23 protein-coding genes are annotated in these 23,121 nt (G+C 63.2%); 11 read left to right on the top strand and 12 right to left on the bottom strand.

Translation table 11 applies throughout. The annotated features are described in order from the left end of the window. Window positions 1–164 precede the first annotated feature (164 nt). Window positions 165–1,022 carry an HNH endonuclease gene (locus L5G32_RS09300; RefSeq protein ID WP_237010759.1) on the bottom strand — a complete coding sequence of 286 codons (858 nt, stop codon included), beginning with the start codon at window positions 1,020–1,022 and terminating at the stop codon, window positions 165–167. 107 nt (window positions 1,023–1,129) lie between these two features. Beyond that, complete coding sequence (locus L5G32_RS09305) at window positions 1,130–3,001, bottom strand: DNA/RNA helicase domain-containing protein (protein ID WP_372491667.1); 1,872 nt, start codon at window positions 2,999–3,001, stop codon at window positions 1,130–1,132. 182 nt (window positions 3,002–3,183) lie between these two features. Between L5G32_RS09305 and L5G32_RS09310 the strand changes: the two genes are divergently transcribed. From L5G32_RS09310 to guaA, 4 genes are all read left to right on the top strand, one after another. After that, window positions 3,184–3,990: a ScoMcrA-related endonuclease gene (locus L5G32_RS09310; RefSeq protein WP_237010760.1), complete on the top strand. Its 807-nt coding sequence runs from the start codon at window positions 3,184–3,186 to the stop codon at window positions 3,988–3,990. Window positions 3,991–4,258: 268 nt separating this feature from the next. Then, a complete protein-coding gene (locus L5G32_RS09315) occupies window positions 4,259–4,513 on the top strand; it encodes a toxin HicA (RefSeq protein ID WP_372491668.1) in 255 nt (84 codons plus the stop codon). A 33-nt stretch (window positions 4,514–4,546) separates the two neighbouring features. Beyond that, window positions 4,547–4,834, top strand: a complete 288-nt coding sequence (locus tag L5G32_RS09320; RefSeq protein ID WP_237010762.1) for a type II toxin-antitoxin system HicB family antitoxin — start codon at window positions 4,547–4,549, stop codon at window positions 4,832–4,834. 57 nt (window positions 4,835–4,891) lie between these two features. After that, the gene (guaA, locus tag L5G32_RS09325) at window positions 4,892–6,472 is read left to right on the top strand and encodes a glutamine-hydrolyzing GMP synthase (protein WP_237010763.1); all 1,581 of its coding nucleotides are present in this window, start codon (window positions 4,892–4,894) and stop codon (window positions 6,470–6,472) included. Between the two features lie 70 nt (window positions 6,473–6,542). Here the strand turns inward: guaA and L5G32_RS09330 are convergent, their stop codons facing one another. From L5G32_RS09330 to L5G32_RS09360, 7 genes are all read right to left on the bottom strand, one after another. Then, a complete protein-coding gene (locus tag L5G32_RS09330) occupies window positions 6,543–6,974 on the bottom strand; it encodes a hypothetical protein (RefSeq protein ID WP_237010764.1) in 432 nt (143 codons plus the stop codon). A gap of 108 nt (window positions 6,975–7,082) precedes the next feature. Further along, window positions 7,083–8,204: a 5-methylcytosine restriction system specificity protein McrC gene (locus L5G32_RS09335; protein WP_237010765.1), complete on the bottom strand. Its 1,122-nt coding sequence runs from the start codon at window positions 8,202–8,204 to the stop codon at window positions 7,083–7,085. Window position 8,205: 1 nt separating this feature from the next. Continuing rightward, entirely contained in the window at window positions 8,206–9,993 is a 1,788-nt protein-coding gene (locus tag L5G32_RS09340; RefSeq protein ID WP_237010766.1) for an McrB family protein, read from the bottom strand. Window positions 9,994–10,241: 248 nt separating this feature from the next. Then, window positions 10,242–10,718, bottom strand: coding sequence for a hypothetical protein (locus L5G32_RS09345; RefSeq protein ID WP_237010767.1), 477 nt, complete (start codon window positions 10,716–10,718; stop codon window positions 10,242–10,244). 305 nt (window positions 10,719–11,023) lie between these two features. Then, the gene (locus L5G32_RS09350; RefSeq protein ID WP_237010768.1) at window positions 11,024–11,416 is read right to left on the bottom strand and encodes a hypothetical protein; all 393 of its coding nucleotides are present in this window, start codon (window positions 11,414–11,416) and stop codon (window positions 11,024–11,026) included. 323 nt (window positions 11,417–11,739) lie between these two features. After that, window positions 11,740–11,946 carry a hypothetical protein gene (locus L5G32_RS09355; RefSeq protein ID WP_237010769.1) on the bottom strand — a complete coding sequence of 69 codons (207 nt, stop codon included), beginning with the start codon at window positions 11,944–11,946 and terminating at the stop codon, window positions 11,740–11,742. Beyond that, window positions 11,943–13,202: a PspC domain-containing protein gene (locus L5G32_RS09360; protein ID WP_237010770.1), complete on the bottom strand. Its 1,260-nt coding sequence runs from the start codon at window positions 13,200–13,202 to the stop codon at window positions 11,943–11,945. Before L5G32_RS09360 ends, L5G32_RS09355 begins: the two co-directional genes overlap by 4 nt. Window positions 13,203–13,301: 99 nt before the next feature. Here L5G32_RS09360 and L5G32_RS09365 point away from each other — a divergent pair, with 99 nt between their 5' ends. The 7 genes from L5G32_RS09365 (at window position 13,302) to L5G32_RS19375 (ending at window position 19,925) form a co-directional block, all read left to right on the top strand. Continuing rightward, complete coding sequence (locus L5G32_RS09365; protein ID WP_237010771.1) at window positions 13,302–14,564, top strand: ATP-binding protein; 1,263 nt, start codon at window positions 13,302–13,304, stop codon at window positions 14,562–14,564. Beyond that, window positions 14,561–15,220, top strand: a complete 660-nt coding sequence (locus L5G32_RS09370) for a response regulator (RefSeq protein WP_237010772.1) — start codon at window positions 14,561–14,563, stop codon at window positions 15,218–15,220. The genes L5G32_RS09365 and L5G32_RS09370 overlap by 4 nt, the downstream gene beginning before the upstream one ends. Before the next feature lie 384 nt (window positions 15,221–15,604). After that, window positions 15,605–16,516, top strand: coding sequence for an NAD(P)-dependent oxidoreductase (locus tag L5G32_RS09375; RefSeq protein WP_237010935.1), 912 nt, complete (start codon window positions 15,605–15,607; stop codon window positions 16,514–16,516). After that, window positions 16,513–17,553, top strand: coding sequence for a D-alanine--(R)-lactate ligase (vanA, locus tag L5G32_RS09380; RefSeq protein WP_237010773.1), 1,041 nt, complete (start codon window positions 16,513–16,515; stop codon window positions 17,551–17,553). The genes L5G32_RS09375 and vanA overlap by 4 nt, the downstream gene beginning before the upstream one ends. Next, window positions 17,550–18,158: a D-Ala-D-Ala dipeptidase VanX gene (gene vanX / locus L5G32_RS09385; RefSeq protein WP_237010774.1), complete on the top strand. Its 609-nt coding sequence runs from the start codon at window positions 17,550–17,552 to the stop codon at window positions 18,156–18,158. Before vanA ends, vanX begins: the two co-directional genes overlap by 4 nt. Window positions 18,159–18,216: 58 nt before the next feature. Beyond that, window positions 18,217–18,801 carry a hypothetical protein gene (locus tag L5G32_RS09390; RefSeq protein WP_237010775.1) on the top strand — a complete coding sequence of 195 codons (585 nt, stop codon included), beginning with the start codon at window positions 18,217–18,219 and terminating at the stop codon, window positions 18,799–18,801. Next, window positions 18,750–19,925, top strand: a complete 1,176-nt coding sequence (locus tag L5G32_RS19375) for a UDP-N-acetylglucosamine--N-acetylmuramyl-(pentapeptide) pyrophosphoryl-undecaprenol N-acetylglucosamine transferase (protein WP_372491679.1) — start codon at window positions 18,750–18,752, stop codon at window positions 19,923–19,925. Before L5G32_RS09390 ends, L5G32_RS19375 begins: the two co-directional genes overlap by 52 nt. 28 nt (window positions 19,926–19,953) lie before the next feature. Here the strand turns inward: L5G32_RS19375 and L5G32_RS09400 are convergent, their stop codons facing one another. The 3 genes from L5G32_RS09400 to L5G32_RS09410 all read right to left on the bottom strand — a co-directional run bounded on the left by L5G32_RS09400 (window position 19,954) and on the right by L5G32_RS09410 (window position 23,105). Continuing rightward, window positions 19,954–21,072, bottom strand: a complete 1,119-nt coding sequence (locus tag L5G32_RS09400) for a sensor histidine kinase (RefSeq protein WP_308192027.1) — start codon at window positions 21,070–21,072, stop codon at window positions 19,954–19,956. Further along, window positions 21,050–21,742, bottom strand: coding sequence for a response regulator transcription factor (locus L5G32_RS09405; RefSeq protein WP_237010937.1), 693 nt, complete (start codon window positions 21,740–21,742; stop codon window positions 21,050–21,052). The genes L5G32_RS09400 and L5G32_RS09405 overlap by 23 nt, the downstream gene beginning before the upstream one ends. Before the next feature lie 91 nt (window positions 21,743–21,833). Continuing rightward, window positions 21,834–23,105, bottom strand: a complete 1,272-nt coding sequence (locus tag L5G32_RS09410; RefSeq protein ID WP_237010777.1) for a serine/threonine-protein kinase — start codon at window positions 23,103–23,105, stop codon at window positions 21,834–21,836. Window positions 23,106–23,121: the final 16 nt, after the last annotated feature.

Consider the following 23,121-nt stretch of genomic DNA (forward strand, 5'->3'; position numbering starts at 1 on the left):
GCGGTGAAGGGACTCAAATTCTCCGCAGCGCTACCGGTGGAATTGGCGCAGCGGACGTTGGCGGTGCGTGGGATGGATAGGGTGCATGCCGAGGAAGTGTTGGGGGAGAAGCGGTCGTATCGGCTGGATGGGTGACAATGACTACCCGCACGTCCTCGCTGCATTTACTCCGGTTGCGGCCCGCGAGTAGCAGATGAGAACCAAGCGCAGTCATCATGGTGCGCTTTGAGATTGGCTTGTGCTGGCCAGTCCTGACGGGCGGAAGGCAGACTAAGAGCGTGGCTATCGTACTGGTCGTACTCGGTACCCCGCATCGGTTCGCTTACCCGGACCAAAATTTGGGAACTATCTGTTGAGAACTCGAGCGTGATGAGGTGCAGATCGAAAAGTGTATGGAGATCCGACCGCATCAGGATTCCGTTGTTTGTCTGGTGAGAGTGCTCGCCTCGGTACGGCTGAATGTGAGCTGCCTCGAGGATTTCGGTCACCGATGAGCCGGTGATTGCGCATTTGTTTCTGTAGGCGACGAGTAGCTTTTGCCGGAACTGTGGTTGACCCTGCCTTCGGTGGATTAAGGCGGTGACCTTCTTTCGAGTGTCGGGGTAGCCATCTCCATCCCCTCCGGGCGGCAGCGTACTGCCATTGAAGAGGTCCCGTAAGAACTGCTCGCTGCCGCTAGGGACCGACACCTGGCCGTTGCTCGGGAGTTCTCTGACTCCGGTAGCGGCCGCCATCTTGCCCCAGCGGATATCGGTACGGAGATCGTCGCTGACGAGTTCGAACGAGAACCGGCGCTTGTATGGCCGATCGTTCCACGGCGCTTCCGGCATCGTTTCCTCGATCGGCACCGCGTCCTGGGTGACGCGAGTCCATCCGACAAAGCTTTGGCCGCTCTGCCAAAAGAATACGTCGTCACCCGCTCGGATATCCTTTGCGTTCGTGATGTCCCAGAACTCGCGTTCAACCGCGTAATCCCAATGGTCCGGGTAGTCACGGCTGATCGTTACGATCCATGCAGTCACTTGCAGGCATGCCTTTTCCAGGTTCGCTCCGGGTGGAGGCATGTCCTGGGCGGAAGCCTGTCGGGCCGTGCTCGTTTGTCGGTGTTCTATTTAGTTGTGGTCGGGTGTTAGGTAGTACCGTCCACCAGCCGATGCAACGCATCCCGCGTCTCTTCGTCCGTTGAGTACAAGACGGTCCCGACCATGCCGCGCGTGAGCAGCACTTTGTAGACATGGCGGACGAGTCGAGTGAAACGAAGATCGGAGACCTTCGTCGAACTGCGGAAATCGGGGTCACGGTTTGCGCCGCGATCGATGACGAACCAGCCGTCCCTCCATAGGAGGTCGGGGCCGAGTATCACGCCGTTCCAGTCGTACTCGAAGCCTTGAGCCGTGTAGATGCAGCCGACTTGGCCGAAGCCACCGTCCTGTGTTGCCCACAGCGCGGATGGGGGAGCCTCGCCGATGCGTCGGTCTCCCTTGGCGTTCCACGGGCGGGCCCAGTCGCCGATCTCGACGTCGGCGACGAGTTCGCCGTCTCGAGGGTCTGACCATGGCCAGCAGAAGCCGGCGGTCATGCGTGCGGAACAGCCGTCGTCCATCTTCTCCAGGAGGCGCCGTTCGAGGTCCCATGGAGTGTCGGCCACTTCCACGGCGAACTCGGGGATGGGCTTCCACGCGGTCGGCTCCTTCTCGGACAGCCCGAGGAGCCTCTGTACCCAGTCGAGATACTCGGCGCTGCCACCGCAGCGAAACTGAGCGTCGAGTGGAATATGTACGGTCTCGAGACCAAGGGACTTCGCGTACGACGTGATCTGTTCGAGCGAACCCATCTCGCCGGGGCGAACCACCTGGTGCTCGTCTAGAAGGAACACCGGTACGCGGGCAGCCGAGATCAGCTCGTCGACCTGTGGTCGGTCCGTACGCAGTGCCGCCTTGGTGTATCGATCAACCGAGGTCTCGCGGACGCGATGTGCCTCATCCATGATGAGGACGTCCAGATCGTTTGCGTCGGCCGTCATGAACTGGTTGAAGTACTTGAACATCTTCTGCACGCGGGGTGCGCGGTGTCCTGCGACTTTGCGGAGCGTCTGCGTGAAAGACCGGGAACCGGTCGCGTGGAGGACTGTCCTGCCTTGACGGGCGAGTTCTCCGAGCAGTTCCAGCGCGATAACACTCTTCCCGCTGCCGGGGCCTCCGCTGACGATGATGACGCGCTTGGAGTTCGACTTCTTCGCTTGGTCGACCTGATGCATCACCAGATCGACAGCGAGCTGCTGATTGCCGAGCAGGTGGAACTGCGAGCGGTTCTTCACCTCTTCGGCAGCGACCTTGAGTAGTTGGCGAGACGGCGCCGCAGCTGAGTTGAGGAGTAGGTCCGCCGACGCCTTTCCCCGCTTCTCGGCGAGCCGCGATCGCAGGAACTCGTGGAACTTGCCCCGATCCGCGGCTGTGAAGACACGGCCCATCGTCGTGGCGGGCACCGCCTTCAGGTCCTCGACGAGGCTCGGGTCGTTGGCGTTGTGGAGGTAGGCGGCCCCAGCCAGCGCATCCGGCTGATCTTGCAGAACGCGCGCGAAGTCCGCGATGTATTCGCAGTAGCCACGGACCTGCAGGATCGGATTGAGCTTCGGGCCGCCGGGCATGCCGGGAACGTCGACCAGTTCAGCACTGTCCTCGAACGAATACGCGGCGGTCCACTGCTTCAACTCAATGACGACGTACGACGGCTCACCGGTCTTCGGGTGAATGCCTGCCAGGACGACGTCGGCGCGTTTCGAGGTGAGCGGCATGTGGTACTCGATCAACATCTCGACATCGCCGAGTCCGGCCTCGCGTAGGTCGGCGGCTAGCGCGGGGAGACTGCGACGCCAGGAGTTCTGTTCCGACTCTCCGGCACGGTGCCCCGTCGTGAACAACATTTGGCTCAGTAACTGCTCCACCAACGAATCGGGCTGACTCATCCGCGGGTCGGCGGCAGTCGTACGAAGCAGCGTCACTCTCAGTCCCCAAGGCAGCACGAAACGATTCGTGCGGGTGGGGACATGTCATGGTGCGCGAGGCGTAGAAGTCCGTCGGGCCGCAGGTGTCAGGTTAGCGGATAGCGCAGCGAGTGTTGTGGTGTGGCACACGGAGTCTGGAAGTGGCCTATCGGGGCGGTCGCCGGAGCTACTCTTGCTTCGTGGCCCTGACTGACCTGACAGTGGATGCGGTCAACTCGGCCATGGACGAGTTCGATGACGCTGGCGGAGATGCGTTCCTGTCGAGGCACGGGTACCAGCCGGCCAAGCAGTACTTCGTTGTGCGTGACGAACGGCAGTACGATTCGAAAGCGATCGTCGGCGTCGCGCATGGATACCTTCCCGGTCGGCAAGCGTTGAAGGCGTCAGAGTTCAGTGGCGGCGAGAAGACGGTCGTCAGAGTGCTTGAGTCGCTCGGGTTCGAGGTTCGCAGACACGAGGTCGATCGACCGCGCGACGAGTCCGGTTCGCCGGTGAAACACATGCGAGATCATGACGCCCCGGCTCACCCGATTACGGAACCACGCGTCGAGCGGATCCCGGTGGAATCGCAGATCACCGGGACGTTCGTTTACGACGTCGACCGGACGGTTGAGGCTGCGCGAGCCGAGGCGGAACTTCAGTCGAGCCTCCACCGCTACCTGACTTCGATCGGACACGTCGTCTGTCGACATCTCATCCACACACCCGACGGCTACCGCCTCCTGACAGACATCTACGACGAGACGGCCGACGTTCTTGTCGAGGTGAAGAGTGATGTCAGCAGGCAAACGTTGCGGTCAGCGCTCGGACAGATCCTCGACTATCAGCGGTACGTGTCGCCAGCGGCCAGTGCGCTGCTCGTGCCAGAATCGCCGTCTCGGGAAATGCTTGATCTTTTCCGCAGCAACTCGATCGACGTCATCTGGCCTCAGGAAGGCGCGTTCTCTACGGCGTCGATCGCTGGAGGCTTGTTCACGAAGATGTAGGCGAGACGCGATCGCAGCGGCGGTAGATACAGTCGCCGGATCGATCACCTCGGTCGAGTTCACGTTCGTGGCGTTCAACGACGAGCTCGCGGAGGCGTTGGGAACGTACGCGTGACTTGAGACCCAGGTGTGGCCGCTCGCCAGCGCTCAAAAGGTTTACCCGCGGGGAGTCGTCGACCTCCGATTCTTGCCGTAGCGCCTCGCGACTGCAGGTCCGCCCTCGAGTTTGAGGAGCCCTCGCGCATGATGTCAAAAGTGGTACTATTCGATGGTGGGCAAGCACGGCAGGATCGTTCAGGCGATGCGGAACAACCCTGCCGGGATACGGTTCGATGACTTGAAGAAGGTCTGTGACGGACTCTTCGGCGCGCCGCGGAATAGAGGAACGAGTCACTTCGTCTACAGAATGCCGTGGGCAGGCGATCCGCGTGTGCTCATCCAACGAGGAAAGGACGGCAAAGCGAAGGCGTACCAAGTGCGCCAGGTGCTTGCCGCGATCGACAGACTTGAAGGCGGTGAATAGCAAGTGTGGAAGGCAGAACAATATAGCTATCGCGTGGTCTGGTCCGAAGAAGACCAGGAGCACGTCGGGCTCGTCGACGAGTTCCCGAGTTTGTCCTGGTTGGCGGCGAACCAGGTCGAAGCGCTGACAGGAGTCGGCGAGGTCGTTGCCGAAGCGCTCGACGACCTGGGGGACGACGCTCCCATTCCGCTGTCGCAACGCAAGTACTCGGGAAAGTTCCTTGTCCGAACGACGCCTCGTGTGCACCGGCGACTTGCCGAACAAGCCGCACGCACAGGTAAGTCGTTGAACGCCGTCGCGAACGAACTCCTCGACGTGTGATCGACGCTGCTCAACCAGCGTCGATACCACTCCCACGCGACCGATAGACTGCACACCGTGACGAACTCATCCCCGGAGCATCCGCGTCCTGTCCTCGTCGTCGACTTCGGAGCCCAGTACGCCCAGCTCATCGCTCGGCGCGTACGAGAGGCTCGTATCTACTCAGAGGTCGTCGCGCACGATGCGACCCTCGAGGAGATCACCGCGAAGAATCCGGCGGCACTGATCCTGTCGGGTGGCCCGGCGTCGGTGTACGCCGACGGTGCGCCGACCATCGACGAGAAGCTGTTCGACCTGGGAATTCCGATGTTCGGCATCTGCTACGGCTTCCAGAAGATGACCACCGCGCTCGGTGGTGTCGTCGCCAACACCGGTGGACGCGAGTTCGGCCGCACGACGCTGACTGTGTCGGGCGACGGCCGACTCCACCGCGGACTCCCGGATACGCAGCCGGTGTGGATGAGCCACAACGACGCCGTGCAGAGCGCACCCGAAGGATTCGACGTGACCGCGTCGACGCCGGGCGCACCGGTTGCAGCCTTCGAGTGCATCGAGCGTCGGATGGCCGGCGTCCAGTACCACCCCGAGGTGATGCACAGCCCGCACGGCCAGGAAGTGCTCACCCGCTTCCTGTACGACGTCGCGGGCCTGAAGCCGACGTGGACCGCGGCCAACATTGCGGAGGCGTTGATCAACGATGTGCGCGAGCAGGTCGGCGACGGCCTCGCCATCTGTGGACTGTCCGGTGGCGTCGACTCCGCTGTCGCAGGTGCGCTCGTGCAGCAGGCGATCGGGGATCGCCTCACGTGTGTGTTCGTCGACCATGGTCTGCTGCGCGCCGGTGAGCGCGAGCAGGTGCAGAACGACTTCGTCGCGGCTACGGGCGCCCGCCTGGTGACCGTCGATGCTGAGGAGACCTTCCTTGGACACCTCGACGGTGTGTCCGACCCGGAGGAGAAGCGCAAGATCATCGGTCGTGAGTTCATCCGGTCGTTCGAGGGCGCGGTGTCCGAAGTCCTCGGCGGCCAGGCCGCAGAGGGCAAGAAGGTCGACTACCTCGTCCAGGGAACGCTGTACCCGGACGTCGTCGAATCTGGGGGCGGCAGCGGCACCGCGAACATCAAGAGCCACCACAACGTCGGAGGACTGCCCGAAGACCTCGAGTTCAAACTCGTCGAGCCGCTCCGTCTCCTGTTCAAGGACGAGGTGCGCGCCGTGGGACGTGAGCTGGGACTGCCCGAGGAGATGGTCGCCCGCCAGCCGTTCCCGGGGCCGGGCCTGGCCATCCGCATCGTCGGTGAAGTCACCAAGGATCGCCTCGACCTTCTGCGCACCGCCGATCTGATCGCGCGTGAGGAACTCACGGCGGCCGGTCTCGACGGCCAGATCTGGCAGTGCCCGGTGGTGCTGCTCGCGGACGTCCGCAGTGTCGGCGTGCAAGGCGACGGCCGAACGTACGGCCACCCGATCGTGTTGCGGCCGGTGTCGAGCGAGGACGCGATGACCGCCGACTGGACTCGTATTCCCTACGAGGTGCTCGAGACGATCTCGACTCGCATCACCAACGAGGTTCCTGACGTGAACCGCGTCGTGCTCGACGTGACGAGCAAGCCGCCGGGGACGATCGAGTGGGAGTGAGACTTCCGTAGAGCTGTGTTGGGCCCTCGCACTTTGGTGCGGGGGTCTGACTGCACTGCGCCGACCGGCTCTACAGTGTCGAGGACTGATCCGATGGGTACAGGTCGGGCCAGAGGTTGAGGAGTGCATCGACCCTGCGCGCATAGTCATACCTTGTTCGGTATCCAACGGGCGGGCCTGAACCGACTGAGGCGAGAGCCTCTACGACGTCTTGATAGACGATGTCTGTCGATGCAACAGTGCCCAACGTGTAGTAATAGACGCGCGGCGGTGAGTCGGAATGATCAGGGAAGACGTGCAGGATTCGCCCGGGCGGGTAGACCGCTGCATGGGGGCGCGGCTTCTTCGCAGATTGTGCGCACTCGACCAAGATCACGTGGTCTTGCTCATGAAGGCGAATGCCGTCGCCGTCTTCCCAGAACATATCGATGTACTCGTTGCCCATTTCCGCGGCGGGGTGCGCGCTGACCTCGTTTTGATCGGCTAGCTGTTCGGCGATCAACTTCGCCTCCTCGGAGACGTTTCGCGCGCGTGGTCGCACGCCGTGTCAGTATCGCTGAGCAGGACCGCCTCTTTGCTTCGGGGAGCGGCCTTGGCTGATGCATTAAGGTCACAGACGTTTCAGGTCTTCGTGAGGAGTCGGCGTTGCCGAGGGATGCCAGTCGGCAATTGCTTCGAGCAGTGCGGAGCGGACAGAACTCGGGGGAGCAGACAGGTCGACTTGTCTAACACGTAGCGGGAATCCAGCGAGTTCGACATCGAGGTCACGGCCGCGTGATCCGTCGACGAGTGCCCCCAACAGGAGCGCGCGGACAGTTTCCGACGAACCCGCGGCGTAAACGGACGCGTATGCGTGGATCTGTCGAACATAGTCAGGTTTCAAGATTACCTTTCCGTACGTCGTGGTGAAGATCGGCCCAAACTTGCACTCGACGATTGTCTGGTAGCTGTCGGTTCGGATCACGACGTCCGTGTTCAGACGCGGCAGAAACGCGATGTCCTCGGGACTTCCCGTTGCCGGCCATGCTTTGCTCTCGGCTGCGACGGTGCAGCCCTGGCCGCCGACGTGGATACGGTAGAAGCTGCGGACGGCGGCTTCGAAGAGTCTCCGGAGAGCAGCCTCGTTCCGAACGACGGCAGGCAAGGAGACGTTCCCGGGCGCATGCTCCGGCGCACACATCTCCCGCACGAGCCGGCTCAGTCGGATCAACGTTCGATCGACCGAATCGAAGTGCCCGTACTGTTCCCGTGACAAGTCTGTCAGTAAGGGATCTGCTGGCGTGACGCCCGCACGTTCCAGCATCTGGGCGGTAGTCAGGCAGCGACGGCGAACAGTGGTGGAGACAGCCTGGTGCGCGGCGCGGCGCAGAGTGACGAGCATGAACCGGTACCGAGGAAGGTCGAGGGTCTGCTCACTGAATCGACACATCACGCGGCCCGACTCCATCAGCCGGTGACGCGCTGTTCCGAGGTGGTCGATCCGGCCTCGCACTCGCGTGAGCGTGTCCACCCGAGTGCGGTAGTCGACCGCGAGCATCGAGCGAACGCGCGAATCGACCTGACCGGCGAGAGTGTCTGCGAGAGCGTCGAGCAGATCATTGTCCCGCTCGCCGCTCTGCAATGACTCCTTGTCGTCGCCGGTGAGTACGTCAAGAAGGTCCGATGCGTAGAGCAGTAGGAACCAGACGCTGCGGACGTCTATGTGAGTGGATCCTTCACCCGCGGTGAACATCTCAGAGTTCCGTCAGCAGATCGTCAACGACGCTGCTGACGGACTCCGGATCCTCATGCCAGTACTCGCGCAGCTGCGGCTCGACCGACGACCGCACGACGGCGGTGAACCAAGAAGCGAGCTCGGTCGCCTCTAATCCGGGAGTGAAGTATGCGTGGCCGATCCGGAACGAGGGGCCTAAGCGTGGATCCGCCGCAATCCGATCGTTCATCGCCATGATGAGAGTCCCAAGGTCGTCGACGCGTTGGGGGTCGACGCCACGGAATCGCGCGCGTAGACAGGCTCTCCACGCCTCGTTGAACTGCGGTTCGAGCTCGAAGAACGCGAACCGTCGTCGCAGTGCGAAGTCGACGAGGGCAAGTGAGCGGTCGGCAGTGTTCATGGTGCCGATCACATAGAGGTTCTCTGGAAGGAAGAACGCAAGCTCGTTCTCGCGCATATACGTCAGCTCGAGCGCGTCAGCTTCAGTTCGCTTGCTGCGCTCCAACAGCGTGAGCATCTCGCCGAGCGCCTGCGCGGGATTCCCGCGGTTGAACTCCTCGATGACGATCACATGGGGGATGTCAGGATAGTTTCGTGCTCGCTCGGCGTGTTGGAGCAATGGCCCGTCCACGAGTGTGAGTACTCCATCGCCACCGGGCCGCCACCCGCGAACGAAGTCCTCGTACGCAGTCCCGGGGTGGAACTGGACCGCGCGGACGGCGTCATCGACCCGGCTGCCGATGAGTGCATATGCCAGGCGGCGCGCGAGCCATGTCTTTCCAGTGCCCGGAGCGCCCTGCAGGACGATGTTTCGCGTCTCATCCCAGCGCTTGATGATCGCGTGCAGTTCCGCGACATCGTGGAAGGCTCCGTCATTGATGATCGATTCGACGGTATACCCACGATCGACGATCAACTCGGATTCCCTATCCTCGGACGGGAGATCGCTGTCGGTGTCGTCCGGCGTTTCATCCGGTTGCCAGTATGACTTGAGCGGCTTCGTGTAAAACGACGGGGTGTCGCCGGGTTCAAGTGAAAGCCACGAACGGAGCGCCGCCAGGTCGAGATCGTCGTCACCTGACCGTGGGCGTCCTGTGACTTCCGGGAAGAAGGCGTTGACTATGGCTTCCTTGTGCTGGCTTGCGACGATCGACATAAAGTAGTTGGGATGGCCGAGGTAGGTAAGGCATTCGCGCATCGATGGCTCGGAACCTCCCGGCGCAGCCTTAACCATCGAGCGCCACTGGAGAGGTTCTCGAAACGCAGCGTCAATCTCCTCCGTGGTGAAACTCCGGACGTACCGGGCGAATTCAATGGCGACTGACAGTTGCTGGAATCGACGAATTGCGAATGCGACTCCACCGTAGAAGACCGGGTTGTCGAACGCGGCTAGTATCTCGTCAGGAATCTCGTAGTCGATGCCGTGCAGAACGGCGTCGATGTTTGCGATCTTCGTAGCCTTGCGGAACTGCATAGTCGGCAGCATCTGCAGTAGGTAGATCTCCGCAAACAGCACTCGTGCGTCGTCGCTCACCTCAGCCAATTGCTTATCTAGCTTGTCAGAGAACGAGCCACCAGTGACATCTGGTTGATTTACGAAACTCTTGATCAGCGTGGCGATGTTTTCGTCCGTCCACGCGTCGCGATCGGTCAGTACCGATCCGCCGTGCCGCAGGGGGTTCAGCATCATCGCCGCAGCCACGCGCAGAGGCTCTTCACTCGGACGGAAGTCGCATTGCAACGGCTCACGCTCGATCGCCCCGCTCGTAGGCCACAGAACAGAGCCGGGGGTCTGAAAATCAGTCATTCGCGTCCTCAACTGGGAATGGGTGCCGGTGGTAGTCGGAAGGGTATCGGAGGCGAGGTGACGGGGCTCGACCTTGTTCGCCATGCGGGACGCACCGGGGCGATCGACTTGTCCGGCTCGCGGATTAAGCGGTCTGCCGGGGCACTTCGAACGAGAGCGACGACGATGCAGGATTTCGATGCACGCCGCTTTGCTCCGACGTTCACTCAGTCGCGATGGGTCTCCACTTCGACCACCAGAAGGCCGAATCACCACACGTTCAGCACGGTCCGCTCGACGAGGTGCGGGCGGGCGGTGGTGAGCGTGAACTCGACCGGACCTGATCCAGTGCGGGGAGACGCCGACACCAGGTCTTGGGCGACCGGCGGAATGAGGGTGCCGGAGACGCGACCCGCCACCACACCCGACGACCCGCTGCGCAGATTGCGCCAGCGGACGATCGTGTGCACTCGACACGGCATGCCCGCGCGGTCGGAGATGCCGAAGAAGTTGCCGCCCACGCTGACTCGCACGATTCCACGGTTGTTCTTGGGTGGCAGGTTTGGACCGGGGTAGAGGACACGTGCGGATGTGAACTGGGCGAACACTTGACCTGCACACGCTGGACCATATGCGACAGTCGGTGAGCGCAGTTCGGCGTAGCGAGGGGCGTCGGCATGCGCAGGCGCCGCGAGCATGGTGGCCGCTGCGCCAGCGACTACTGCCGCGGCGATCCCGGTTCGCATCCTTAGGTTTGAGCCTCTTGTCATCTTTGCTCCCTGGTCTCAGGTTGTCGATGACTGTCGGTGACGGACGCACCATCAGCCTGATTCCAGCGTAAGCGCGGTGTCGTCGGACGTAGACCGAATTGCGGAGATCGAGGGTCTCGACTTCGCTCGACCAGCGGGGAGTCTCGACTTCGCTCGGCCGGCGAGTGGTCTCGACTCCGCTCGACCAGCGGAGGGGGCTCGGGTTCGCACGGCCAGCGAGGAGTCTCGAGTTGACTCGACCAGCGAGGGGTGGGCGCGCTCGACCAACATGGGTGAGAGTGCTAGTTGCCGCGTTCTCGGATGATGCGGTCGTAGTCGCGCTTACCGGTGATCTTCAGCAGCGGGATGTCGGTGATCTGGTCGAAGGTGAGGACCGCTTCGGGGCGCGAGAGGCGTTCGACGTCGTCCTTCGGCGGTTCGGGGATGATGATGGCGGCGTCGAGGAAGTCCCAACCGTCAATCGAGTCGTGGACCCAGCGTCGTTCGCTCTCCTCGAGTTGATGGTCCTGGGAGATGAACCAGTTTGCGATCAGGCGACGCTGACCGGGGAGCAGCGTCCAGATCTTCTGGCGATCGATCCGCGCGTGCGCCGTCGGACGCATCACGCCGATCCACTCGAGGTCGCCCGCCTGATTGAAGAACTGCCAGAAGCGCCACTTGTCTACGTCCACCATGGTGGGGAGCGTAGTTGGGGGTGGTGACAGTTTTGGGTCGATGCTGGGTTGGTGGGATTTCGATGCGCTCGTTCGCTTCGCTCTCTCGCTTACTCAATCAGCTACGAGGGGAGTGGGGAGAGGTTTCGCGCTGTCGGCGGTGGGCGGGTCTCGACTCCGCTCGACCAACGTGGGGATGAGGTTCGTTGTTTGTGCGGTGGGGGTCTCGACTCCGCTCGACCAACAACAAAACGGGCTCGAGCAACGAGAGAGTGCGGGTCTCGACTTCGCTCGACCAACAGCGAAGGGGCTCGACCAACGACAGGGGGTCGACCGGCGGCGGCCTACCGCCGCCGAATGCCGCTCGCGACCAGACCGACACCGACGACCAGGCCGATGACGAGGATCGTCCAGGGGATGGCGCCGGAGTCGGTGACGTCGGGGCCGCCGGCGAGGCCCCAACCGGCGACCATCAGGGCGAGGACGCCGAGGAGGGCGAGGAACGGATTGCGGCGTCCTTCGGGAGCTTCGGTGCTCTGCTGTTCGGTCATTTGCTCGTCTCCACATTGCCCATCGCGGTGTGCGCGTCGATCGTCAGGGTCGGGGTCTTCGCGTCGGGGTTGACGACGCCGTCGGCGCAGTTCACTTCGCCGACGCCTGCAGTGCAGTTCATTCGGACTCGAAGGTCGTCGGGCAGCAGGATCTTGATCTCGCCGACGCCTTGACGGATGTCGATCGTACGGTCGCGGTCGAGGTCGCCGACGTCGCGGAGATCCAGAGTCGATGAACCGACCGTCAACTGGTATTTGTCGCGCAGATCGCTGGCGGTCGGCGGATGCCACGTCCGGTCGCCGACACCGCCTTGCGGGAAGGCGTTGCCGACTCCGGCGAGACCGGTCGTCGTGATTGCGACCGCCGCAGCGATCACAGCGATCCACGCGAGGCCTGAGCCGCCGCGGCGTCGGACGAATGCCGACACGATCAGTCCGATACCGAGGACCGCAAGAACCAGCGAGGCGATCCTGCCCGGCGTGAACCAGTCGATCCCGGCGGCGTTCGCGGCAGCACCGGCAGCACCCGTGATCACGGCCAGGCCGAGGAAGATCGGCGTCACCGGTGATCGCGGAACACGGGGTGCGGGAGGCTGCGGAGGAACGGTCGGCTCCGGGAGATCCCACGCGAACCTGGCCGTGCCCAACGGATCCCAACTCGGCGGCTCATCGGTCGGACGGTCGACAGGAACTGTCGCAACTCCGTCCGTGGCACCCTCAGCGGGTACCTGCGTCTTGGTCATCGACACGCCCTCGAACACGGGAGCCGGAGTCGCGACGTGTGCTTCGACTAACTGGTCGGCCGACGTTCCGGCAGGCGCCTGCGGAGTCCGCTGATACAGCAGCCACCACCCGGCGGCCATCAGCAGTCCGCCGAGCAATCCGCTCGACCCCCAGAAGTTCTGCGACCCGACGACGGACACCGCGACGACCACGAGGATCGCCAACGGAATCCACCGCGCGTATCCGCCCGGCCCGCGATGGCGCATCCGCCGACTACCGCAACCTTTGGTCCGGCCGTCGGCCGTCGCCTGCGAGGTCCGCTCGTCCTCGGCAGGAAACGCGATGGCTGCCGCGATGTACGCGATGACCCCGCTTCCGCCGAACAGTGCGGCGACCACGAACGCGACCTTCACCAGCGTCGGGTCGACGCGGTAGCGGTCGCCGATACCGACGCACACACCGGCGATGGTGTTGCCAGACCGGCGGCGCACCGGCCGGGTGTTCCACAGGTTCTGGAGAGTCGAAGCGTTCATGCCAATCATCTTGTCGGCTCGGCGCCTGGAGTGAATCGGGCTAAACCCTGAGATGTTCCCTGATGTGCGGACCCGCCTGGTCGTGACACTATCGAATCAATGAGATCAACGACGCGCACCGGGACTGAGCCGCGGCTGCATCGACGCAGCGGCGGCAAGGTGATCGCCGGTGTGTGCGGCGGCGTCGCCGACCATCTCGGCGTCGACGTGTTCCGGGTCCGCGTGGTCTTCGTCGTCCTCGCCGCACTCGCGGGCGCGGGCGTCCTCGCGTACGCGCTCCTCTGGTTCTTCTGCCCGGCGGGCGACGACACGGTGCACGCCGAACCCCGCGAACGACGGCAGGCGTATGGCCTGGTGGTCATCGGCGTCATCGCGCTGGCCGTCAACGGGATGGTCGCGACGAGTGCGCCCGCGCAGTCGATGCTCGCGATCCTGTTCGTCCTCGGCGGTGCGTCGCTCGTCTGGCGCGAAGCCGACGTCACCGGGATCTCGTCGTCCCAGTCCCGCCTGATCACCTGGGTGCGCGTCGTGTTCGGCGCGCTGTTCGTGATCGCAGGTCTCGTCCTCGTGGTCGTCTCGCCGGACACGCCGCTCGCCGGCATGAACCCAATCCTGTTGGCCGTTCTCGTGACTGTGGTCGGCAGCGTCCTGCTGACCGTGCCCGTCTGGATGCGGATGCTGCGGGCTCTCAACGAAGAACGCGCCGCCCGCATCCGCACCGACGAACGCGAAGAGATCGCCTCTCACCTGCACGACTCGGTCCTCCAGACGCTCGCCCTCATCCAGAAGCAGGCCGACCGGCCCGACACCGTCGCCCGACTTGCCCGCAGCCAGGAACGGGAACTGCGGCAGTGGCTGTTCAGCGACAGAGCTCGCCCCAACGAATCGCTCGCCGCCGCGATCAGCGCTGTGGCCGTCGAGGTGGAAGACACGTACGGTCCAGAGGTCGAGACGGTGACCGTCGGCGACGTGACCGTCGACGAACTGCGCGACCCGGCCCGAGCACGGGCATGGGGCGCGCTCGTCGCCGCCGCGCGCGAAGCACTCGTCAACGCGGCGAAACACTCTGGCGCCGACAAGATCGACGTGTACTGCGAAGTGGCCGACAACGAAGTGGAAGTGTTCGTGCGCGACCGCGGCGTCGGCTTCGACCTCGACACCGTCGACCCCGACCGACAGGGCATCACCCGGTCGATCCGCGGCCGCATGGAACGCGCAGGCGGGACGGCCCATGTCACGTCGACGCCGGGACGCGGCACCAACGTCGGCCTCACCCTGCCGCGGACGCCGGAGATCGCCGCCGATCCCGAGAAGTCGCGCCCCGACAAGTCCCACGCTGAGAACGATCAGGAGATCGCATGACCACGTACCGCCTGTTTCTCGTCGACGACCACGGAGTGTTCCGCTCCGGGGTGCGCGCCGAACTCGCAGGCGAGGACGGGCTGGACGTGGTCGGCGACGCGGGGACCGTCAGCGAGGCGATTGCGCAGATCACCCAGACCCGGCCCGACGTCGTACTGCTCGACGTCCACATGCCCGGCGGGGGAGGCGTCGCCGTGCTGCGCGGCGTCACCGACGCCCTCGGATCCGACGCGCCGGTGTTCCTGGCGCTGTCGGTGTCGGACGCGGCCACCGACGTCATCGCCACCATCCGCGCAGGCGCACGCGGCTATGTCACCAAGACCATCGACGGCAGCGAACTGGCCGACGCCGTGCGACGCGTCGCCGAGGGCGACGCCGTGTTCAGCCCGCGACTGGCCGGATTCGTCCTCGACTCGTTCACCGGGAAGTCGGCGGTGCCCGAACCGCATCTGGACCCCGAACTCGACTCGCTCACCAAACGCGAACTCGAAGTGCTCCGGCTGTTGGCCCGCGGATATACGTACCGCGAGATCGCGGAAGAACTCTTCATCTCGGTGAAGACCGTGGAGACGCATGCCTCGAACGTGCTGCGCAAGACCCAGCAGTCGAACCGGAACGCGTTGACCCGGTGGGCGGTTAATCGGCAGTTGGGGTGAGTTATGGTGCGGCTGGGAGGGTTTCGACTCGCAAGCTCGCTCAACCAACTACAAAAGAGGACTCGCTCAACTGACTGCGAAAGAGACCGCTGGCCGCAAAAAAATACGGGCCGCCGGCTGCTGGAAATTGGCACACGTAGGGCACCTCTACAGGTGAAATACCGAGGTTAGCCCCACTGCTCGGGAACATATCGTCGGTATATCGAGAATCGCATACGTCCTGGCAACGTCGCGTTGTCTTGACTAGTCCACATGGTTTCAACCGAACTGAGTCCCACCTCCCGGGCGGACATTGCGAGAGTCCACGACCGACCGTTGGCCACGTCGAGTAATCGGCCTCCTTCAACGGAGATCGCGGCCTTCGGGTGCGGCGACGACGAAGCGATGTTGTTCCGGACGGTTGGCAATCGTCTCGGAGTGTCGCTGACCGTCACTGCCGCGGCCGTCGATGAGACGAATGCCGAACTGGCTCGTGGTAGCCGCTGCATCAGCGTGAGTCATAGAAATCAGATCACCCACTCCATGCTGCATGCACTCAGCGGAGTCGGCGTGGAGTACATCTCCACCAGGAGCGTCGGCTACGACCATATCGACCTCGATTACGCGAGGGCCGTCGGCATCTCCGTCGGCAATGTCGCGTATTCACCGAATGGCGTCGCCGACTACACCGTGATGTTGATGCTGATGGCCGTCCGCCATACGAAGTCCACTATCCGCCGTACCGACTCGCACGATTACCGACTGGGTGTGAACAGGGGCAAGGAACTACGGGACTTGACGGTCGGTGTGGTCGGGACCGGAAGGATCGGGACCGCGGTGGTCGACCGGTTGCGCGGGTTCGGGTGCCGCATTCTCACCCATGACCAACGGGCCGAGTCTTCCGATGCGACTCTCGACGAACTAATAGATCAGAGTGACATCGTCACGCTCCACACCCCGCTCACTGCTGGCACCCATCACTTGCTCGATCACGAGCGTATCGGGCGAATGAAACCGGGATCCTTCGTGGTCAACACAGGTCGAGGGGCGCTGCTCGACACCGAAGCGCTCATCGTCGCGCTAGAAGACGGACGGTTAGCCGGTGCAGCGCTGGACGTCCTCGAAGGCGAGGAAGGAGTCTTCTACTCAGATTCCAGCAGCACGATCGTCGAGAACCATCTACTGGCGCACCTACAGCGCCTGCCGAATGTGTTGATCACTCCACATTCGGCCTATTACACAGACCACGCGCTGAACGACATCGTCGAAAACAGCATCGTCAACTGCCTGAACTTTGAAATCGGGAGAACAGCATGAACAGATTACGAGTCGCCGTCATCTTCGGAGGCGCTTCCGAAGAACATCAGATCTCAGTCAAATCGGCGATAGAGGTCGCGAAGAACCTCGACACCGACAAGTACGAACCGTTCTGGGTCGGCATCACCACCAGCGGAGAATGGAAGCTGTGCGCCGCCCCTGCCCAGGGTTGGGACAATCAGAGCACCCGTGCCGCCGTGTTGTCGCCCGACACCGGCGTCCACGGACTCCTGGTCCAGTCCAACGAGGGCTACGAACGCGTCCGCCTCGATGTGGTCTTGCCCATGCTGCACGGAAAGCACGGCGAGGATGGCGCTATCCAAGGGCTGTTGGAGCTCGCTGGTATCCCATACGTCGGCTGCGGCGTCCAAGGATCGGCAGTCTGTATGGACAAGTCCCTGGCCTACACGGTCGCCAAGCACTCCGGAATCGCCACGCCAGAATTCTCAATCCTCTCCGATGGCGAGGAGGTCGATCCCGGACGGCTTCGTTATCCCGTATTCGTGAAGCCGGCCCGTTCGGGATCGTCGTTCGGCGTCAGCAAGGTCACCGGAGTAGACGAGCTGCCGAGCGCGTTGAGCGAAGCACGCCTGTACGACTCGAAGGTCCTGATCGAGGAGGCGGTGCCCGGTAGCGAGGTCGGCTGCGCAGTCCTTGGAGAGAGGTTCGGCCTGATCACGGGAGAAGTGGACCGGGTCGAAATGTCGCACGGATTCTTTCGCATTCACCAGGAGGATGCGCCCGAGGAGGGGTCAGAGAATGCGACGTTCATCGTTCCGGCCGATATATCGGAGAAATCACGAGACCTCGTCCAGGCGACGGCAAAGACCATCTACCGTGCTCTCGGCTGCAAAGGGATCGCACGCGTCGACATGTTCCTCACCGAGGACGGCGACGTGGTCCTCAACGAAGTCAACACCATGCCTGGCATGACTTCCTACAGCCGTTACCCGCGGATGATGGCCGCCTCAGGGCTGTCGCTGAGCGATGTGATCGACCGACTCATCGCAATGACAATGTATGGGAAGAAGCGATGAATGCGGACTTCGTCTACGTCGACTCCGTCGTGCCGGCCGTTCGGTGGGACGCGAAGTATGCGACCTGGGACAATTTCACCGGAAAACCCGTCGACGGGTACTTCACGAATCGCATAGTAGGCACTCGGGCGTTGTGCACGGCTCTGGAGAAAGCACGTGACAGGGCGGCCTCTTTCGGGTTCGGTTTGCTTCTCTGGGACGGATATCGTCCGCAGCGCGCCGTCGACTGTTTCCTCCGCTGGTCGGCACTACCCGAGGATGGTCGAACAAAACGACGGCATTACCCCAACATCGACCGGACCGAGATGGTCAAACACGGGTACGTTGCCGAGAAATCCGGCCACAGCCGGGGATGTTCGGTCGACTTGACGCTTTACCACCTTGCCACCGATGAGCTCGCCCCGATGGGCGGCGGTCACGATCTGATGGATCCCATTTCGCATCTTCACGCTCCAGGCATCACACGTACCGAGGCCCGAAACCGTGAATACCTCAGTTCCATCATGACCGATTCCGGGTTCGCCCCATACGACTCCGAATGGTGGCACTACACACTAAGAGACGAGCCATATCCCGATGTCCACTTCGACTTCCCTATCATCTGACCCGGGGCTCCATTGTGTTTCGCAATGGGGGCACCTGAGAAACAACGACTCGGTCGTCATGCGCCGTACCGACCCGTCCAAACTGGAAGTCTTTCTGGGCGGCCCTGACCCGTCGAGACGCCACGACTGGGCCGCAGACGGATATCGCTCAAGCGAAGAGTATCTATTCTGGTCCCGAAAAGTCTGCGGTCTGGCATGTCTGCAGTCGCTGCTCCACAGTTGGACAGACATCCGCAGGACGATGGGCGACCTTCTCGCGCAAGCGTACGACTGGGGCTGCTACACAGTGGATTCGTCCGGCACAGTTCACGGGCTCATATACCGGCCATTCATGTCCTGGGTCAGCTCCGAGTTCGGATTCGACTGTGAGTTGGTCGAGCACACGCCGATCCAGAAATCAGGGCGAAGCCTCGAGTCTGGGCAGGTCATGATCGCCTCGGTGTCTCCTGAGATTCGTGACCCAGACACCCCGGCGCCGCAACGTGGCGGGCACCTCGTGCTGGTGTATGCGGTCGACGATGGTGCAGTACGGTTCCACAACCCGTCTGGATACTCGCACAATTCGGACTCAGTATCGCTGTCCGCCAACGTATTCGAGCGCTTTCACGCAGACCGGGGCATCGTGATCGGGGGCGTTTCGTGATCCGAGAAGCTGCCCTCCGCATCGTCGTCGCCGGTGGTCATTCGGCAGGTCATATCGAGCCTGCGATGAACCTCGCCGACGCAGTGCGGAGACTGGCGCCTACGGCTGAGATCACCGCGCTCGGCACCGTCCGCGGACTAGATACCACGCTCATTCCCGCCCGCGGCTACCAGCTCGAACTGATCCCGCCGGTACCTTTCTCGCGCAAACTCGACATAAACCTGTTTCAGACACCGACCAGGCTTCTCGACTCGATCCGAGTCGCCGGCGCGGTACTCGATCAGTCGGGCGCGGAGATCGTCGTCGGTTTCGGCGGCTATGTTGCACTGCCCGCGTATGTGGCCGCCCGGCGACGCCGTTTGCCGATCGTAGTCCACGAGGCGAACGCCCGACCTGGGCTGGCCAACCGGGTAGCAGCTCGGATGACGAGTCATGTTTTTACCGCCACCTCACGTGTCCGCCTGCCCCACGCCATCCCGCTCGGCATCCCGATGCGACCCTCGATCACCGGACTCGACAGACGCGCACTGCGCAGTGCGGCCCGGCGCCGGTTCGGGCTGCGAGGTGATGGGGTCGTCCTACTGGTCACCGGCGGTTCCCAAGGTGCGGGGACGATCAACGCCGCGGTCTCCGGTGCTGTCGCAGCATTACGAGCGGCCGACATACAGGTCCTCCACATCACCGGGTCTCGGCACACCGTCCAGATACCCGCTGGACGGCCGTCCGATCCTCCATATGTAGTAGTCGACTACATGGACGAGATGCGGTACGCCTATGCCGCGGCAGACTTCACCGTCTGCCGCTCCGGAGCGATGACATGCGCGGAACTGTCCGCTGTCGGAATGCCCGCAACGTACGTCCCGCTGCCCCAGCGCGGAGGTGAACAAGCGTTGAACGCCGAGCCGATCGTTGCTGGCGGCGGGGCACTGCTCGTCGATGACAGTGAGTTTGACCCGGCGTGGATTGAGACCAACCTCATCCCGGTGCTCACTAACCCCGAACAGATCGCCGCGATGTCAGCACATGCATCCGCAACGGGCGCACCCGATGCCGACACGGCCCTCGCCCGGTACGTGCTCGCCACAGTCACGCGAGAGAGACGTCATCGTCGGAGGGCCCTGTAGCCAGCGCTCACGGGCCGCGACCCCGTGGCTAGGAGCTTGATCGGGCGGTGGCAGGTAGCCGTACTGTGCTGCACAGCCCGCCATCGGCATGCGGCCTGAGGGAGAGGTCTCCATCGTGGGCTTGGGCGATCCGGTTAGCGATCGCGAGCCCGAGACCGGCACCCACATGGTCGCCGCCGACGCGCTCAGTGCCGCGCTGGAACGGTTCGATGAGCGTGGAGATCACGCTGGGGTCGAGTTCGATGCCGGTGTTCTCGAAAGTGAGCTGTGCGGTGACACAGTCAGTGGCGGTGCCGATGTGGATACGGCCGTCGTCGCACAGATTGTGGACGATCGCGTTGTGTAGAAGGTTCGTCGCCAATTGCAGGAGCAGGGTATGGGACCCGTGACAGGGTGTCGGATTCAAATCTGTCTCTATGGCGACGCCGTGCTTTTCTGCGAGCGGAAGCAACGTCTCGATGGCTTCGTCGGCGATAAGCGCCAGATCGACCTGGTGACGGTCAAAAGTTCTCTGGTCAACACGACTGAGCAAGAGGAGCGCCTCGGTGAGTTCGATAGCTCGAGTGTTGACCATGCGAAGCCGTTGATCGAGCTGACTGTCCTCGCGATCGGGATCGTTCAGCGCGACGTCGAGAAGGGTCTGCGTGATCGCAAGCGGGGTGCGCAGTTCATGGGAGGCGTTGGCCGCGAACCTCTGTTGCTCGGCATCCCGGATCTCGAGCTGCGCGAGCATAGCGTCGAACGCATCAGCGAGCTCCCGGAACTCGTCCTTGCGTCCCTCCATCTCGATTCGAAACGACAGCGACCCGCCTTGGGCCTTCCGTGCGGCATTCGAGATTCGGGTCAGCGGCGCAAGCATCCGCCCGGCAAGAATCCAACCGCCCACAAGACCGAACACCAGGAGGAATCCGATCACAATGATCGCTGCGGGGACGAACACCACTGGGCCGAAATTGCTTGGGTCGAATACTCGACCGAAGTCAGCGAGAGCAGGGAACCGGAACGCTGTAGATCGACCTCTCAGCAGGAACACCCAGACCGCGGCGAGCAGCAATACGCCTGCGAGTACGAGGAAGCTTGCATAGCTGAGTGTGAGCTTGAGGCGGACGCTCAGTCCCGGTGCCCTAGCCACCGCCGTCTCCGGCACTGGGGGCTGCGGCAGCGTCGATACGGTATCCCACGCCCGGCACCGTGGCGATCACCCACGGTTCGCCCAGCCTCCGCCTCAACGCCGATACCGTTATGCGCACGGCATTCGTGAACGGGTCAGCGTTCTCGTCCCATGCCCGCTCTAGTAACTCCTCGGCGCTGATCACCCCGCCTTCAGCCTCTACGAGAACCTCTAGCACCGCGAACTGTTTTCGGGTGAGTGCCACGTACCGCCCACCTCGGTAAACCTCTCGGCGAAACGGATCTAACCGTAGGTCGGCGATCTCACTCACCGGTGGTCGGCTGTGGACGCGCCTTCGGCCGAGCGCACGTAGCCTGAGAACGAGTTCTTTGAGATCGAACGGTTTCGTGAGGTAGTCGTCCGCGCCGAGTTCAAATCCGGACGCCTTGTCGTCGAGTCGATCGGCCGCGGTCAGCATGAGAATCGGCATGCCGCTGCCCGACGCGATTATGTGTCGAGCAACTGTGTCGCCGGATGGCCCCGGGATATCACGATCGAGAACAGCGATGTCGTATGCGTTTACGTCTAACAACTCCAGGGCAGTGTCGCCGTTACCGGCGATATCGGCTGCGATCGCCTCCAGTCTCAGCCCATCGCGGATAGCCTCGGCCATGTAGAGCTCGTCCTCGACAACTAGTACACGCATGATCTGCATGCTACGAGTTCACGTATATCGGCGATGTATTGAAAACTGTAGTCTGCGGTTGAAATCGTGCGATCTGGCAATCGCGAAGTCGCTACACAGTCATCACGATGATGACGGCGATGATCGCCGTCAGCAGGACGAGCAGGGCGAAGATCGCGACGGCGAGGCCGATGTTGCTGCTCTGCTGAGGCGGCTGCTGGTAGTAGGTGGGGTAGGGGTTCGGCCCGGAGCGTGTGGGGTCGTACGCGGGCGATGGCGTGTACGGGTCTCGACTTCGCTCGACCGGCGGTTGGGAGTAGCCGTAGTAGGGGTCTCGACTCCGCTCGACCAGCGACGGGGGCCGCGCGACCATCGAGGGGGAGTACGGGTCGTAACCGGTCCCCGTCGGGGCGACGCGCGTGGGCGGATGCGAGTTCGTCCCCGGGTTCGACGGGATGATGGTCTCGCGGGCAGGCACCGCCCGCTGCGGCTTGGTCGAGATGAGGCCGGTCAGCACCTTTTCTGTGGTGCCGAGCGTTCCCGCCGCGTACTGGACGAGTAGATCACGAGCCTCCGACATCGTCGGTCGGGCGGCGGGAGCCGGCTCGAGTAGGTGCAGCATCACCGGTTCGAGCGCGCCTGCGCGCGTCGGCGGATCGATCTGTGCGTTCGCCGCACGGTGCAGCGTCGCGATGTAGTTGTCGGTGTCGCCGTACGGAGGGCGACCCTCCACCATCGTGTACAGCGTCGCGCCGAGTGAGTACACGTCGGCAGGCTCGCCCGGCTCGTCGCCGCGCGCCACCTCGGGCGCGAAGTACGCGGGCGTGCCGGTGACGATGCCGGTCTGGGTCAGCGAGACGTCGTCCTTGGCGCGCGAGATACCGAAGTCGGTGATCTTCACCAGCCCCACGTTGCGGCCGGTGTTGGCGATCAGGATGTTGGCCGGTTTGATGTCGCGGTGGATGATGCCCGACGCGTGCGCCTCGGCGATCGCGTCGGCCACCTGCGCAGCGATCTGAGCGGCCTCGATCGGCGCGATCGTATGGTTGTCGCGCAGCACGTCGGCCACGCTGTGCGACGGCAGGTACTCCATCACCAGCCACGGATCCTCGCCGTCGAGGGCGACGTCGTGCATGCCGATCGCGTTGCGGTGCGACAGACGGGCGGCGAGTCGGCCCTCGCGCATCGCGCGCTGACGGTTGGTGAGCGACTCCTCGTCGGACATGCCCGCCGTCGACAGGACCTGTTTGACGGCGACGTCACGGTCGAGCAGGGTGTCGCGGGCGAGCCAGACGGCTCCCATGCCGCCACGCCCGATCTGGCGGACCAGGCGATAGCGGCCTGCGACGAGATACGAGGGGGCAGGCGCGGCCGATCCGGTCATGTCGCGAGTGTAAGCC

The organism is Gordonia zhenghanii (assembly GCF_021738965.1).
In the GTDB taxonomy this organism is placed as follows: domain Bacteria; phylum Actinomycetota; class Actinomycetes; order Mycobacteriales; family Mycobacteriaceae; genus Gordonia; species Gordonia zhenghanii.

Coding starts and splice junctions, on each gene's coding strand:
- vanX (WP_237010774.1), top strand. CDS start 17,550: ATGAATGCGGACTTCGTCTACGTCGACTCCGTCGTGCCGGCCGTTCGG.
- L5G32_RS09365 (WP_237010771.1), top strand. CDS start 13,302: ATGAGATCAACGACGCGCACCGGGACTGAGCCGCGGCTGCATCGACGC.
- L5G32_RS09350 (WP_237010768.1), bottom strand. CDS start 11,416: ATGGTGGACGTAGACAAGTGGCGCTTCTGGCAGTTCTTCAATCAGGCG.
- L5G32_RS09375 (WP_237010935.1), top strand. CDS start 15,605: ATGTTGTTCCGGACGGTTGGCAATCGTCTCGGAGTGTCGCTGACCGTC.
- vanA (WP_237010773.1), top strand. CDS start 16,513: ATGAACAGATTACGAGTCGCCGTCATCTTCGGAGGCGCTTCCGAAGAA.
- L5G32_RS09340 (WP_237010766.1), bottom strand. CDS start 9,993: ATGACTGATTTTCAGACCCCCGGCTCTGTTCTGTGGCCTACGAGCGGG.
- L5G32_RS09410 (WP_237010777.1), bottom strand. CDS start 23,105: ATGACCGGATCGGCCGCGCCTGCCCCCTCGTATCTCGTCGCAGGCCGC.
- L5G32_RS09370 (WP_237010772.1), top strand. CDS start 14,561: ATGACCACGTACCGCCTGTTTCTCGTCGACGACCACGGAGTGTTCCGC.
- L5G32_RS09335 (WP_237010765.1), bottom strand. CDS start 8,204: ATGTTCACCGCGGGTGAAGGATCCACTCACATAGACGTCCGCAGCGTC.
- L5G32_RS09355 (WP_237010769.1), bottom strand. CDS start 11,946: ATGACCGAACAGCAGAGCACCGAAGCTCCCGAAGGACGCCGCAATCCG.
- L5G32_RS09360 (WP_237010770.1), bottom strand. CDS start 13,202: ATGAACGCTTCGACTCTCCAGAACCTGTGGAACACCCGGCCGGTGCGC.
- L5G32_RS09405 (WP_237010937.1), bottom strand. CDS start 21,742: ATGCGTGTACTAGTTGTCGAGGACGAGCTCTACATGGCCGAGGCTATC.
- L5G32_RS09390 (WP_237010775.1), top strand. CDS start 18,217: ATGCGCCGTACCGACCCGTCCAAACTGGAAGTCTTTCTGGGCGGCCCT.
- L5G32_RS09315 (WP_372491668.1), top strand. CDS start 4,259: ATGGTGGGCAAGCACGGCAGGATCGTTCAGGCGATGCGGAACAACCCT.
- L5G32_RS09345 (WP_237010767.1), bottom strand. CDS start 10,718: ATGCGAACCGGGATCGCCGCGGCAGTAGTCGCTGGCGCAGCGGCCACC.